Origin of the sequence: Floridaenema flaviceps BLCC-F50, from assembly GCF_041929275.2 — a bacterium.
GTDB classification, from domain to species: Bacteria; Cyanobacteriota; Cyanobacteriia; order Cyanobacteriales; family Aerosakkonemataceae; genus Floridanema; species Floridanema flaviceps.
This window is the reverse complement of sequence record NZ_JBHFNR020000001.1, coordinates 3,859,921-3,874,241: the sequence shown is the minus strand read 5'-3', so window position 1 is coordinate 3,874,241 and position 14,321 is coordinate 3,859,921. Positions and strand designations below refer to the sequence as shown.

14 protein-coding genes are annotated in these 14,321 nt (G+C 42.1%); 7 read left to right on the top strand and 7 right to left on the bottom strand.

From position 1 onward, the window contains the following. Positions 1–79 precede the first annotated feature (79 nt). Together ACE1CI_RS18730 and ACE1CI_RS18725 are read right to left on the bottom strand one after the other, a co-directional pair. Positions 80–862 carry a YoaK family protein gene (locus ACE1CI_RS18730; protein ID WP_413263028.1) on the bottom strand — a complete coding sequence of 261 codons (783 nt, stop codon included), beginning with the start codon at positions 860–862 and terminating at the stop codon, positions 80–82. 58 nt (positions 863–920) lie between these two features. Further along, positions 921–1,394, bottom strand: coding sequence for a hypothetical protein (locus ACE1CI_RS18725; RefSeq protein ID WP_413263027.1), 474 nt, complete (start codon positions 1,392–1,394; stop codon positions 921–923). A gap of 255 nt (positions 1,395–1,649) precedes the next feature. On the opposite strand from ACE1CI_RS18725, the gene ACE1CI_RS18720 reads away from it, so the two are divergent. The 4 genes from ACE1CI_RS18720 to ACE1CI_RS18705 all read left to right on the top strand — a co-directional run bounded on the left by ACE1CI_RS18720 (position 1,650) and on the right by ACE1CI_RS18705 (position 7,595). Beyond that, a complete protein-coding gene (locus tag ACE1CI_RS18720; RefSeq protein ID WP_413263026.1) occupies positions 1,650–3,398 on the top strand; it encodes an iron uptake porin in 1,749 nt (582 codons plus the stop codon). Positions 3,399–4,121: 723 nt separating this feature from the next. Next, complete coding sequence (gene bchL / locus ACE1CI_RS18715; protein WP_413263025.1) at positions 4,122–4,988, top strand: ferredoxin:protochlorophyllide reductase (ATP-dependent) iron-sulfur ATP-binding protein; 867 nt, start codon at positions 4,122–4,124, stop codon at positions 4,986–4,988. A 34-nt stretch (positions 4,989–5,022) separates the two neighbouring features. Then, positions 5,023–5,961, top strand: a complete 939-nt coding sequence (locus tag ACE1CI_RS18710) for a DUF5331 domain-containing protein (RefSeq protein ID WP_413263024.1) — start codon at positions 5,023–5,025, stop codon at positions 5,959–5,961. A 233-nt stretch (positions 5,962–6,194) separates the two neighbouring features. Next, complete coding sequence (locus tag ACE1CI_RS18705) at positions 6,195–7,595, top strand: ferredoxin:protochlorophyllide reductase (ATP-dependent) subunit N (RefSeq protein ID WP_413263023.1); 1,401 nt, start codon at positions 6,195–6,197, stop codon at positions 7,593–7,595. Between the two features lie 102 nt (positions 7,596–7,697). Here the strand turns inward: ACE1CI_RS18705 and ACE1CI_RS18700 are convergent, their stop codons facing one another. Continuing rightward, positions 7,698–7,901 carry a hypothetical protein gene (locus tag ACE1CI_RS18700; protein WP_413263022.1) on the bottom strand — a complete coding sequence of 68 codons (204 nt, stop codon included), beginning with the start codon at positions 7,899–7,901 and terminating at the stop codon, positions 7,698–7,700. Next, complete coding sequence (locus tag ACE1CI_RS18695; RefSeq protein ID WP_413263021.1) at positions 7,898–8,242, bottom strand: hypothetical protein; 345 nt, start codon at positions 8,240–8,242, stop codon at positions 7,898–7,900. The genes ACE1CI_RS18700 and ACE1CI_RS18695 overlap by 4 nt, the downstream gene beginning before the upstream one ends. Positions 8,243–8,511: 269 nt before the next feature. Here ACE1CI_RS18695 and ACE1CI_RS18690 point away from each other — a divergent pair, with 269 nt between their 5' ends. Together ACE1CI_RS18690 and ACE1CI_RS18685 are read left to right on the top strand one after the other, a co-directional pair. After that, positions 8,512–8,880 (top strand): hypothetical protein, encoded by a 369-nt coding sequence (locus ACE1CI_RS18690; protein ID WP_413263020.1) that lies wholly within the window; start codon positions 8,512–8,514, stop codon positions 8,878–8,880. Then, positions 8,880–9,008: a hypothetical protein gene (locus ACE1CI_RS18685; RefSeq protein WP_413263019.1), complete on the top strand. Its 129-nt coding sequence runs from the start codon at positions 8,880–8,882 to the stop codon at positions 9,006–9,008. Before ACE1CI_RS18690 ends, ACE1CI_RS18685 begins: the two co-directional genes overlap by 1 nt. 37 nt (positions 9,009–9,045) lie before the next feature. On the opposite strand, the gene hcp is transcribed toward ACE1CI_RS18685, so the two are convergent. From hcp to ACE1CI_RS18670, 3 genes are all read right to left on the bottom strand, one after another. After that, positions 9,046–10,695, bottom strand: coding sequence for a hydroxylamine reductase (gene hcp / locus ACE1CI_RS18680; protein WP_413263018.1), 1,650 nt, complete (start codon positions 10,693–10,695; stop codon positions 9,046–9,048). Positions 10,696–11,299: 604 nt separating this feature from the next. Further along, complete coding sequence (locus ACE1CI_RS18675; RefSeq protein WP_413263017.1) at positions 11,300–12,022, bottom strand: hypothetical protein; 723 nt, start codon at positions 12,020–12,022, stop codon at positions 11,300–11,302. 126 nt (positions 12,023–12,148) lie between these two features. Continuing rightward, complete coding sequence (locus ACE1CI_RS18670) at positions 12,149–13,099, bottom strand: PEP-CTERM sorting domain-containing protein (RefSeq protein ID WP_413263016.1); 951 nt, start codon at positions 13,097–13,099, stop codon at positions 12,149–12,151. A 533-nt stretch (positions 13,100–13,632) separates the two neighbouring features. Between ACE1CI_RS18670 and ACE1CI_RS18665 the strand changes: the two genes are divergently transcribed. Then, entirely contained in the window at positions 13,633–14,313 is a 681-nt protein-coding gene (locus ACE1CI_RS18665) for a Uma2 family endonuclease (protein WP_413263015.1), read from the top strand. Positions 14,314–14,321: the final 8 nt, after the last annotated feature.

Below are 14,321 nucleotides of genomic sequence, written 5' to 3'. Positions count from 1 at the left end.
TTCAAACTAAATTACTTGATTTGGAAACAGAAAAAATTGCTCCCCTGCTCCCCTGCCCCCCTGCTCCCCTGCTCCCCTATTAGGCGATCGAAGACTTACGAGCGTGTTCTACATAAGCTGCGATCGCCAAAACTGAGATAATTATTAGGGGAAAGATTAAACTCCACCAAGATTCTGACACCAAGACGAAAAACGCTGCACCTAATCCACCAAGCGCAAAGCCTACAATCACCGGAATAAATCGGCTCATTCTTTCCCAAGCTTCTGCGGCTTCTTTTTTTGCTGATTCAGCTGAGGAAAATTTCGCACTCAAGAACTGCACAATATCGATCGTCAGTTGCGTTGTATTCCCTGTCATCACTGTGGTAGGAATGTAACTTTTAAATACCCCGTGTGACTCTTTCATCAAGGCATTTTGGATTGCCATTGCTACCACACCTGACATTCCGATCGGCAAAATGTATTCTTCCTGCACATCTAACAGCAATGCAGGTGATAAACTCATGCCAACTACTAAAAAAACGGTTAAGGCGATCGCTTCCGCTGTCAGCAGCACGGCAAAAACCGACCATTTCTTATGTCGAGCATACCTCGCCAGTAAGGAAGTGAGTGCAACTGTCAGCATAAATGTGGGTAGCATCAACAGGCGAGTAATGGTTGTTTCGGTGTCGGAACTGACAAAAGATGAACCAGCCAGAGCAATATTGCCTGTCACATGAGCGGTGAAAATGCCAAACAAAATGATAAAAGCCGAGGTATCAACGAATCCTGCTACCCAACTCAGCAAGAACCCAGCAGGGCGATCGCCGATCAGAAAAGCACTCAGATGAAATGTATAATTACGCTGTGGAACTACAGTCATAGCTTTTTCTCAGGTGCAAACGCTTTAGTGCATCATCAATTAGTGGATTCAACAAATTCTAAGAACTAGCTTCTACTTCTGCTTTGGCTTCTTCGACTTCTTTAGCTTTTTTCGCTTCCGCTTTCGCAGCTTCTTTGGCTTTTTTCGCTTCGGCTTTAGCGGCTTTTTTAGCTTTCTTTGCCTCTGCTTTAGCGGCTTCTTCCTCTTCCTCCTTCAGCTTCTTCAACCGCTTGGCTTCAGCCTTAGCCGCTTTCTTTTCTGCCTTCAATTTTTCTTTAGCTGCCTTTTCTGCTGCCTCTTTTTCCTCCTCTAACTTCTTCGCTTCCTCTTTAGCAGCTTCTTTGGCTTCTTCTGTTAGCGTGGGAGCTTCCACTGCTTCTGCTAGTAACGCGAAAGATGTGCGATCGCCAAGTTGCAAAACTTCCGAAAATTCAGCTGCTTGAGCTACCTTGGCGTACCCCATCAAGGTGCCCAGAAACAACATCAACGATAAAACTAGGGCACTAAACCTCTTGGGTAAGTACTTAAACATAGTTATGGAACTCCTCAATTAAACCAGCGCTTTGAGCGCCAGCAAAGTCTTGATTAGTTGAACATAAATCCAATTTGCGCTTAGTAATTTAAGTCCAAACTCTCATCAAACTTCCGTCTCTGACGATACAAAACGCTCGATTTTTTTAGTATACCGTATACTGCAACTAAATCATCTATCGCAAGCATGGCAAGGTAATCGTGAACTTTGTTAGGTAGTTTGCATCCTGTTTTGGTGTGAGTGTGAGGATTCATTGTGAATTTTGTGCTTTTAAAGACAGCGCTTCTTGTCGCTTCAATCTCAACTGGGGTATTGTTTTCTGTTTCTACTGTTCAGGCATCTGCGATCGATCTGACACAAGAGGAGTTAGACAACTATGGATTAGAGAATGAGTTGGAAACTGACACCGAACAAGTAACATCAGTTTCTCAGCTAAGGGATGTGCAGCCGACAGATTGGGCATTTCAGGCGTTACAGTCCTTGGTAGAGCGTTATGGTTGTATTGAAGGTTATCCTGACAGAACTTATCGTGGTAATCGGGCGATGACTCGTTATGAGTTCGCCGCAGGTTTAAATAGTTGTTTAGATCGAATTCAAGAGTTAATTGCTGCTTTACCTCAAGGTATCAGTCGGGAAGATTTAGACGCAATTAGACGATTGCAAGAAGAGTTTGCCACTGAGTTAGCCTCATTGCGAGGACGAGTGGAAGCGTTGGAAGCACGCACAGAGGCTTTAGAAAGCCAACAGTTTTCTACAACTACCAAGCTAACCGGAAATGTATGGTTTAATTTAACTGGAGCTTATGCTGGGGATAAAGTCACCGCAGAGCGATCGCTCAGAGCACCCAACAGCGCTTTCGCCCCACCCCAACGTGATGCCAACAACCGCCCGACTCGCGTACAAAGAGACAATCCTCAAATTACCCTCAGTTACTACGTTTTTCTGAACTTTAATACCTCGTTCACCGGAAAGGATTTGTTAGTTACCCAACTCGTCGCAGGTAACGGTAACTCTCCAGCAAATCAATTTGTATCCGCTGGTTTTTTCAACTCTTGGGGTACACCTTTTTTAGATCAAACAGGTGTGCTTTCACCTAACAGCGTTGCCGTTCGCGAACTGTTTTATCAGTTTCCCATTGGTGACAAAGTTCGAGTTGCGATCGGTCCGAGAATCAACTACTATCGCTACTTTGATGCCAACCGTTTTACATTCTTCCTCAGAGGAGCTACCAGCTATCAGTCTAATGGTAGTACTTTGCTTAATGCGATCGATCGCGGTTCCGGTGCCGTCTTTATTTGGACTCCCAGTACTAAATTTCAATTCACTGTCGCTTATTTGGCAGAAAATACGGAATTTCTCAATCCAATAGCAGGTTTTAATACATCCAGCAACCCCGGAGACGGCTTGTTTAATAGTAGCAATACCATCTCTGCTCAATTAGCCTTTTCTCCCAGTTCCAACTTCAACCTCCGGCTAATTTATGCACGTTCCAGTCTCAAAGCTTACAACGGTTTTATCGGAGGTGCAGCAGGGGAACCGTTACCTTACGGTTATGCTGATGATGGATTTGGTGGACAAGTCAGAGACTCTGGTGCAGATACCTTTGTTGCCAACTTCGATTGGTTAATCACCAAAAACTTTGGCATCTTCGGGCGTTACTCCTACGGCATTACCGACATTAACCCGAAAAACCCGGCTAGAGAGGGCGGTGAAGTGCGAGTACAATCCATTCAGGCAGGGCTAGGCTTTCCTGACGTAGGTAAAAAAGGCGCTTTGGGCGTGTTGTCATTTTTAATCCCCTACGATTATCTCTCTGGAACTCGCTTCCTGTTATCTGGCGCAGGAAATGGCGGAACTCAGTACGAGTTAGAGGCATCGTACTATTACCCAATTAACAACAATATTGCCCTAGTTCCGGCATTTTACGCCATTTTTAATGCCAACAATTTCGATAACAATCCCACAGTATTTGTCGGCAACTTACGCGCCCAATTTACTTTTTAACGCCATTGTCCTGTTCCGCTTGCTGAAATATCTTAATAAGAATTTACGAAAATCCAGAACATTTTGCTCAAAGGCTGGAATTTGCGATCGCTCACCACTTCCCAACCAAATTACACCTGTTCACTTCAGATTTGGCACCAAGAGGCAGAGCCTCGGTTTTTCGTTCCCTGGTTGAACCTGGGAACGAGATGAACGAGATGACGAGATGAAGGAGGTTCTACCTCCTCTGCTTCCAGATCTGTTCGCTCCCCTCGATCTTCTCTTTGTGAGACTGAAATAATACCAAATCCGGGTTAGTTACCCCCGATATCTTCTCCGTCTTTCCTCTGTGTCCTCTGTGCCTCTGCGGTTCATTTTCTCCTGTCTCTCGTTCCCAGGTTCAACCAGGGAACGAAACCTTGGAGGTTCTACCTCCAAGCTCTGCAAGATTTGAGTTCGAGGGTTATTTTGTTTTTGTGTTTTGTACCTAAATAATAGATTTAAAAGCATAAAATTTTAAATAAGGTTTTTTTCAGGATTAAGTAAGCATCTGTCTTGACAAAAGAGAGATTAGTGAGATAATAAATTCAAATAAGCGCTTTTACGTAGCAATTTGAATTTGCAGCCCCTTTATTTCCTGGAAAAGTTAGACAATAATGCAGTCAAAGAGATAAACAGCACTCGAGAGAGCAGCGAATAAAATACCGGGACTTTGATAAAGCACCATTTAAGGAGAAGACGATCGTGAAACTTGCAGTTTACGGAAAAGGCGGAATCGGCAAATCAACAACAAGTTGTAATATCTCCGTAGCCCTTGCCAAACGGGGGAAAAAAGTCCTGCAAATTGGTTGCGATCCGAAACATGACAGCACCTTTACTCTCACAGGCTTTTTAATTCCCACAATCATCGATACACTGCAAGCCAAAGACTACCACTACGAAGACGTTTGGCCTGAAGATGTAATTTATAAAGGCTACGGTGGCGTTGACTGCGTAGAAGCTGGTGGGCCTCCTGCTGGTGCTGGATGTGGCGGTTACGTTGTAGGTGAAACAGTGAAGCTACTCAAGGAACTGAACGCCTTTGACGAATACGATGTAATTTTGTTTGATGTTCTCGGTGACGTGGTGTGTGGTGGTTTTGCCGCCCCGCTCAATTATGCAGATTACTGCATGATCGTTACAGATAATGGTTTTGATGCTTTGTTTGCCGCTAATCGGATCGCTGCATCTGTAAGGGAAAAAGCTCGGACTCACCCTTTGCGCCTTGCGGGATTAATCGGCAATCGGACTTCTAAGCGGGACTTGATTGAAAAGTACATCGAAGCAGTGCCGATGCCAGTGTTGGAAGTGCTGCCTTTAATTGAAGATATTCGGGTTTCTCGCGTCAAGGGCAAAACTCTGTTTGAAATGGCTGAGAAAGACCCTTCGTTAAATTATGTGTGTGATTATTACCTGAACATTGCCGATCAAATTTTGGCTCGTCCTGAAGGAGTAGTGCCAAATGACTCTCCAGACAGGGATTTGTTCGCTCTGTTATCAGATTTTTACCTGAATCCGACAAAACCACAGATCAAGACGGAAGAAGAAGAACTAGACTTAATGATGGTTTAGAAATGTCTAGTTATCAGGATGAGGGAGAAGATCAGTGGCTTTTTTTGATGACTTCACATCAGCTTTAAAACAAAAATGGCTGCAATACTACCAGCTAAATCATTCTTGGCTGGCTCTACAAATGGAAGTAGAAAATGTTAAAACACCAGATGGGGGTCGGCGACCTTCTTCTTACCTCATCCTGGGGGTTCTGAATGCACTGGAGCCAAAATTGGCCCAGTTGATGTTACCGTTTTCCAAGCTCAACTCCGATCCAGATTCTCTGATTGAGGTTTTGGAGTTGAATTTTGACCCGGATGTAGCTTTGGGGAAACGTCCACCGATGAAAGCTGCACCTACAGCGCCATCTGCTGCAAAACCTGCTGTAACCCAAGAGGCAGCAGAATCGGAATTAGATGATTTGTCCGACTTCTCAGACTCAGAAGAAGAAGAATCAGGTTCTAATGCAGCAGTACTCGGTATTGCCGCAGTTGGTGCAGCAGCAGTTGGCGCAGGGGTATTCGCAGTCGCCACAGCGATCGAGGAAGATGAAAGCGGACTCGAATCGATGGATCTCGATGATTTGGGAGATGAATCGAATCTGGCTGTGGAGCAAGCAAGCGCGGATGCGTTGGATGATATTGCGATCGATGATGATTTTACTGCTGATGAGTCTTTGACAGAACTGAGCGATGATGACAGCGACGAAGGCTTTGCTGATATCTCGCTAGATGCCTTTGGTGACACCACTGAAACAGAAGAACTCAGCGACGATTCAGATTCCGACTTTAGCGGATTAACAAATGTCTGGGGTAGTGAAACTGAAGAGTTAAGTGAGGAGTCTCTGGCAGACTTTGGCGATCTCTCTCTCGATGACTTTGGCTCTAATACAGAGAAAGAGTCTGACGATGACGAAGATGCCTTTGGTGGTTTAGATTTCGATCCTTTTGCCGATCCAAATCAAAACGGCTTAGATGATGATGAGTGGAAATAGTTAAGCTGGGGTAATTTCCCAGTCTTGCTCAAGTTTCGCTCTTTAAAAAGGCAGAAGGCTCCAAGGCAGAGGGGCTCCAGGAGCAGAGGGGCAGAGGGGCAGAGGGGCAAGAAAAGTTCAAAACTCAAAACTTTCTCTTCAACTCAAAACTCAAAACTCAAAACTCAAAACTCCCTTTGTCGCCCTGTCCACACCGATTTCTACTTGGCACAACTTGAAGGATAGAGGTTATTATGACTGTGGCTCAACCTGAAGGGCTTAATTTTGATTGCGAAACTGGGAATTACCATACTTTTTGTCCGATTAGCTGTGTGGCTTGGTTATACCAGAAAATTGAGGATAGTTTCTTTTTGGTAATTGGAACTAAGACTTGTGGCTATTTTCTGCAAAATGCGATGGGGGTGATGATTTTTGCTGAGCCTCGCTACGCAATGGCAGAGTTGGAAGAAGGGGATATTTCGGCACAATTAAATGATTATGAGGAGTTGAAGCGGCTGTGCGTGCAAATTAAGCGCGATCGCAATCCTAGTGTAATTGTTTGGATCGGCACTTGCACGACAGAAATTATCAAAATGGATTTGGAAGGTTTGGCTCCGAAGTTGGAATCGGAAATTGGAATTCCGATCGTAGTTGCACGCGCTAACGGTTTGGATTACGCTTTCACTCAAGGGGAAGATACGGTATTAGCTGCAATGGCGGCTCGTTGTCCTGATAAAGCTCCAGTGGTGGAAGCGGAGAAGAGTGAGCGAAATGCGATCGCTAAACTCCTAAACTTCGGTAAAAAGAAAGAAGAAGTGCAAGCCGAAGAATCAGAATATGTCGATCATCCGCCTTTAGTTTTGTTCGGTTCTTTGCCCGATCCAGTTGTCACACAGTTAACTTTAGAATTGAAGAAGCAAGGCATTAAAGTTTCCGGTTGGTTGCCAGCAAAAAGATTTACTGAATTACCAGTTTTGGAAGAAGGGTATTATGTCGCTGGTGTCAATCCTTTCTTAAGTCGCACTGCTACTACTTTAATGCGTCGTCGCAAGTGTAAGTTAATTGGTGCGCCATTTCCGATCGGTCCCGATGGTTCTCGTGCTTGGATTGAAAAGATTTGTTCGGTATTTGGAATTGAGCCAAAAGGTTTGGCAGAAAGAGAACAACAAGTTTGGGAAAATTTGGAAGATTATATTAAGTTAATTCGCGGCAAATCTGTCTTTTTCATGGGCGATAATTTGCTGGAAATTTCTTTAGCTCGTTTCTTAATTCGCTGCGGCATGACTTGTCCTGAAATCGGCATTCCTTACATGGATAAGCGTTATCAAGCCGCTGAGTTGGCAATGTTAGAAAAAACTTGTCAGGAAATGGGTGTGACTCTACCAAGAATTGTGGAAAAGCCAGATAATTATAATCAAATTCAACGAATTTATGAGTTGAATCCAGATTTAGTAATCACTGGTATGGCTCATGCTAATCCTTTGGAAGCTAGGGGAATTAATACTAAGTGGTCGGTTGAATTTACTTTCGCTCAAATTCACGGTTTTACTAATGCGAGGGATATTTTGGAATTAGTAACTCGTCCTTTGCGCCGGAATAATAATTTGAAAGATTTGGGTTGGGATAAGTTAGTGAAAGAAGAGGCGAAAGTTTAGGTTTTTCCTCCTAATTGACTTTGGTATGAAGTTGGGCGATCTTTTGCGATCGCTCTTTTTTTTGTTTGGAGATCAGTCTTTCTCAGTTCATAGATTACATGATTATTCTTTGGGTTCTGAAGCGATCGCGAACTTCTTTCTTCTCTCCAGTCGTTCTAACCTCTGTTGACACAATTCTATTTCCATCATCGCGTTTAATTGCGCCAACTTCAAATCTAAAATTTCCAGCTGGCGGATAGTTTCTTGAAAGCGTTCGTGTGTGCGTTTTAATTTTTCTGGATCGGGTACTTTTTTGGGCTGATTCATGGTAATTCAAAATCCTTTTTTGCTTCTCGAATAGTAGCATCTGAAGCCGCTATGCTGGCTTCAGCATCTTCCATAGTCTGATACAGTAAATCTAGCATAGCCGCAGGAGGAGTGGGTTGAAATTCTGAAACTTGTAGAAAAAGCCTACACAGACGATTATAAGGATTTCTCAGCCGTTCTCTCACATTCAGTAAGTCATCCAGTGTCGAAATAGTTATCTCTGTCTCACCGAACTGTTCGGCAATTAATGATTCTGTTGCTGCTGCTTCATCAATTAATTCTGCCAATTGTCCCAGCAGATTTAAAATGGTGGCTTTTGTTTCACTTGGTAGTTTTGCCATTATCTGTAATTCAAATTCTCATAATTTTACATATTAAGGTAAATTAGTTTTTATTGATACTATATAGTGAGAAATTTAGGTGCGATCGCAAAGCGTGCACGTTAGCGCGTATCGCTCTTTTTTTGAACCACAGAGACGCAGAGGACGCAGAGAAGATTTTTTAACCGCAAAGGACGCAAAGGACGCGAAGAAAAGAGGGGGAGGAGGGCGATCGCAAGTTTTAAAAGATGTATTGTAGAATAGGTTTGCGGGATGTGGAAATAAAGAAAATGCCTGAAATTGTCACACTTGAATTATCTGAATCATTAGCAAAAAAAGCCAAAGAAATTGCTGCTGTTACTAATCGAAGGCAGGAAGATGTGTTGGTGGAATGGATCGATCGCGCCATTAACGAACTACCTGTAGATTCCCTACCAGATGAACAGGTTTTGGCTCTCTGCGATCTGCAAATGGAACCTGAACAACAAGAAACTTTGAGCGACCTTTTAGCAGGTAACAGAGAAGGACAACTCAATGATGCAGAATTTAAAAAACTAGATGAATTAATGCAGGTTTATCGAAGTGGTTTGTTACGCAAAGCGCGGGCTTTTAAAGTAGCTGTTGAACGTGGATTGAAACCTGCTATTAATTATCAGTAATGTCTCGCATTTACATCTCTGTAGAAGCTGTTGACCCAGAAAGTGGCGAGATAGTAAGTCTTTTTAACCCGCGTACCCAAGTAAAGAAAAGAGGGGAGGAGAGCGATCGCACTTTTGCTTTACTATAAAACTAGCAAATTCGCGATCGCTATGACTCTGGAGTTTTTACCCTAAACAAGCCGCTAAATCTTCATCCGGTGTTGTAATTGCTTTCAAATTGTATTTTTCTGAAAGCAAATTGAACACATTAGGAGAAATAAAAGCAGGCAAAGTTGGGCCGAGTCTAATATCTTTAATTCCCAAATACAACAGAGTTAACAAAACTGCTACTGCTTTCTGTTCGTACCAAGACAAAATCAAAGATAACGGCAATTCATTTACATTCATATTCAGCGCATTTGCTAATCCTAATGCAATTTGAATTGCTGAATAAGCATCATTACATTGTCCGACATCCATTAAGCGAGGAAGACCACTAATTTCTCCTAACTGTTTATCGAAAAAGCGGAATTTACCACAGGCGAGAGTCAGGACAACGCAATCACTAGGAACTTTTTCCACTAATTCAGTATAGTAATTGCGATCGGGTTTCGCACCATCGCAACCACCAACTAGGAATAAATGGCGAATTTTCCCCTCTTTAACAGCTGCTAAAACTTGATCCGCTACACCTAATACAGTATTCCGCGCAAATCCTACATTTACTTCCCTTGGCGGTTGATCTTCTAGAAATCCAGGTAATGCCAAAGCCTTTTCAATTACTGGTGTGAAATCAGGCGCACCATGATCGATATTAGGCAGATATTTTAAACCTGGATAGCCAACTGGCCCGACACTAAACAGTTTATCTTCATAATTTTCATGCGTTGGCATTAAACAGTTAGTTGTTATCACAATTGCGCCAGGAAATCTGGGGAAATCTTTAGTTTGATTTTGCCATGCCGTGCCATAATGACCATAAAGATGGGGGTAAGTTTCTTTCAGGCGAGGATACCCATGTGCGGGAAGTAATTCACCATGAGTGTAAACAGTAATTCCCGTATTTTCTGTTTGTTTAAGCAAAGCTGCTAATTGTTTAATATCATGTCCAGATACTAAAATTGCTTTTCCTTTTCTCGCATTCAGGGGAACGGAAGTAGGAACTGGATGACCGTAGGTTTTAGTATGTCCAGCATCGAGTAATTCCATCACCCGGTAGTTTTTCTCTCCCACTTTCAGCGCCAGATTCACCCAATCTTCTAAAGTGAGATTTTGATTATCAATTGCAACTAATGTTTCGTGAACAAATCGATAAACTTGCTCATCTTCTTCTCCCAATTCTAGCGCGTGGAAGGCGTAGGATGCTAAACCTTTTAAACCGTAGATCGTAGTTAGTTTGAGTGAGAAGATATCCACATCGCCACCAGATTCAGTGATAAATTTCAGGGATGTTTGCTCACCTTGTTCAATTAAACTGCCATCAAAATCAGGTTGAAAATTAGAAATTTCTGACCAAGCAGAGGGAACATTACTTATTGCTTGAATTTGGGTTTTGAGGTTTTCCCGATATGCCAGTGCTTGCCGAATATACTCGACAAATCGCTTTTCATGAAAGTTCACATTCGTCATCGTGGAAAAGACTGTTTCGCAGGTAAAAACATCCACGTTATGAGTATTAATACCAAGCGATTTTGCTTGCAAAACTACAGGAGCAAGTCCCCGTAAACAGTAAACTAGTAAATCTTGAATGGCGTTTAATTGGGGGCTTTTGCCGCAAGCACCCCATTGATGGCATCCTTGTCCACTTGCGGTTTGTTCGCATTGTTCGCAAAACATTTATCATCTCTCCTATATGGATCTATGTATGTCTAATTTGTAGCAGATTTAACAAAAAATATCGGGGCTTAAGTTAAATTTAAGATTCTATAAATTGCTGAGTTCCCTTTAGTTGCTTATGGTGCAAAAGACCTCTTCTTTCCCAAATTAGGGGAGAATTCCAGCCTGTTTCTTTAGTTTCTTGAAGAGTTGCATCTGAAACGGCTATTACTGCTTCATCAATTAATTCTGTTGATTATCCCAGCTAGGACTCAAACAGAAGAGGCGATCGCAATTTTAGAGAGCAAATGAATAATTGCTAAACTTGAGGTAGATCATCTGGGGAACTTTAGGCGATCTCTACTCTCACTTGAGTATTAAGAAAATCTATTAGACAGGCAGATGAGCAAATTATTTTGACATGGCGGGAAAATTAGGCATCATCAATTAGTGAAATAAGGTATTATTGCGATCGCTCTTTTTTTTGTTTGGAGATCGGTCTTTCTCAGTTCATATATTAGATCATTATTCTTTGGTTTCGGAAGCGATCGCTAACTTCTTTCTTCTGTCAAGTCGTTCTATCAGCTGATGTCCAAGCTGCGAAAATAATTGCAAAAGTAAGTTTCTATTGTTTGGATAGATGACCGCTGTTAAGGTTGATGGTCAAAATTTTTCCTGCTACTTCTACCCTTGCCGTTTCACCAGAAGTGTCTAAAGTAGGACGTGAACCAATCCACCAACCGTACCTTGCCATTTCCACAATTCTTGCCTCTGGAACACCCAAAACTTTTTGTATTGCATCAAAGTCATACTCGAAAACTAAACGATTTTCACGATTTAGTTCCATTACCGCATAGCGACTTTTAACATTGATCCATTCATCAAATAAAAGTACCTGTCCTCTATTACCTACTAGCACGTAACGGGGGCGATATTCATGAGGTAATCGTCTTGTCCATAGCAATTTACGTCTGTTTGCATTTACTTGGAACAGCTGACCCTCTGCTTGCTTTGACTTCCAGTTATCCGGTGTGGAAAGCACAAAAACGTAGTTTCTATCAGTAGAATAAAAAGCCTCCTGTGCTGGTGGTAAAGCAATAGAATCTGTATCAACGATTTGTGAAAAACTTAGCGGTTCCTGGAAAGAAGGAACTTCCGGTATTGCACTCCCTGAAATCTTGTTTTGAATCAAACTGTTGATCGCCAATGCCAAGATAAATATCGTGCCGATAGTTAAACAGAGTGTACCTACCCGAATGAAAGTTGTTGCCAAGGCTAAGAATGCTGAATTACTCGATTCTATTTCCATTTCTATTCCCTGAACTGATTTATTTTGGGTCATTTTCATAGTCTCATAACCTTTGATAGTTTTCCACTCTTTGCAGAACTAAAAGAAAACTGGCTCAATGTTGCCAGTATGCTGAGGGACTGGTGAGCCTAATTTCTGGATTTAAATGTCTGATTTTGTCAGATTTCAGGTGCTTTTGAAACTGTCTCTTTTGCTTTTAAACTGCCAGTAAAGGCTGAATATCCCCACGCCTAGCAAGGCAAGATTTGTCGAAGGTTCAGGGACACTAACCTCAGCGATTTCTTCAATCGAAAGTGCCTCAATCAAAAACTGACTTGGGTCGATGGTTTCAGGGCTCTCCTCAATAGCAACCTCGTTCGGGAAAGAGGTATCTATGGCGCTTTCCTCATCTGCTACGGAGGCGCTATCCAAAACACCGAAAGGCAAACAGATTCCAAATATAGAATTGATACAGCGTGCATATTTACTAGATTTAGCTTTATTGATTTGCCCTGAAGTAAGCTGATCGGTTTTAGCACCGCTGGGGAAAATGTCATTGACCGAACTGGGTATTGCACGCGAACTTCCATCTGTCATCAGATTTAGTCTGCCACCTGCTCCAAAGGTGTTATGACCCAAACCTAGACTGTGACCGATCTCATGAGCAATTGTATCCCGCCGACCGATACCTCTGTTGAAGGTAAAGGTATCTTTGGCGATCGCGATATTTCTCGCACCCAAGGACTGGGTTACTCCAAAGGTTGTTCCACCCCCAAGGATAAGTTTGTCTAAAAACCACATATTTATAACATTGCTGTCTGGGTGCTGTTTATTGCCTGTTCCTCCGAATAAAGAAGTTAGTTCTGTACTGTTGTCTATGGTCAAAAAGCTAGTTTTATTCAGTTTCACAGATGGGAGGAAGCGGATATCAATGCCAGCTTGTGCCCAAATCTTATCGGTTTCTGGCTCGAAAAATTTCATTGTTGCACAAGCCAAACCAAAGTTATTGCAAACTTGAATGGGTTGAATCGTCACTCGCCTATTAAGTATTGCGGCATCAGCTTTGTCAACTAACATCCCTGGCAAAGTCAATAATCCGAACCAGAAGACAAGTTTGAAGCTTTGGCGATTCAGCATTTTTACTTACCTATTTTGATAAACTTGATGAATTTTTCACACTTTAGCCTAAGCTATAAAGACTGTCTATACTTTCACAGAAGCTTTAGCAAAATTTAAACTTTCATTTTTATATAAAATAATGTAAAATTCTTAACGATCCTGATTTCTAAATAAAGCTTCCCGCTAGGTTGCTTCTATTCAAATATTACCAATTCGTTTTCGGGCAGTCACTTGTCATATTGAGTTTAGACAGGCAGATGAGCGAATTATTGTTACATGGCGGGAGAATCAGGAATCATGAATTAGTCAGATAAGGGATGATTGCGATCGCTCTTTTTTTATTGAACCGCTCCAGGCGCACAGAACGCAGAGAGTATTTTTTAACCGCAAAGAACGCAAAGGACTCGAAGAGAAGAGACAGGTTATTTTTGGGGAGTCCGGCGCGATCGCTCTTTTTCAATTCATAATTACATTATCATTCTTGGGGTTTTGGTGCGATCGCTTACCTATTTCTTCGCTACAATTAATAAATCAATTTCTCCCCGCCTATTATGGTACAGTTTAATCCAGAAATCCGCTTACCAACTGGTGCTGAACTACCCAATTCTGATGATACGCCTGTGGATAACGAAAATCAAAATTTTCTGCCAAATTTACTGTTGTTTTTGCTTAAATTCTATTGGAACAAGCGCAATGATTGGTTTTTTGGTGTAGATATGGCAGTCTATCATACGACGGGAATTAGTCATCTCGTACCAGTTGTTCCTGATGGTTTTTTGAGTTTAGGAGTAGAACGTTTCAAAGGCGATACTTTGCGCGTAAGTTATGTAGTTTGGGAAGAAAATAATATCCCCCCAATTTTTGCCTTGGAAATTGTTTCGCAAACTTATGGCGGCGAATATGATAAAAAAATGGATATTTATGCCAAATTAGGCGTATTATATTATGTAGTTTACAACCCTTACTATTGGCGACGAGATCAACATCAACCTTTTGAAGTTTATCGCTTAGTTAATGGCGAGTACGAACAGCAAATTGGCGAACCTTTTTGGATGCCAGAAGTCGGTTTAGGTATTGGTAGAGGTCGTTATTCTGACGGGGAATCTCAACTTGAAGTATTATACTGGTTTGATGAGAGAGGCGATCGCTATTTGACAGCAGAAGAAAGGTCAAGACAAGCAGAAGAATTAGTAGCTAGATACCGCGAAAGATTTGGCGAATTACCACAATAAAAAAGTAC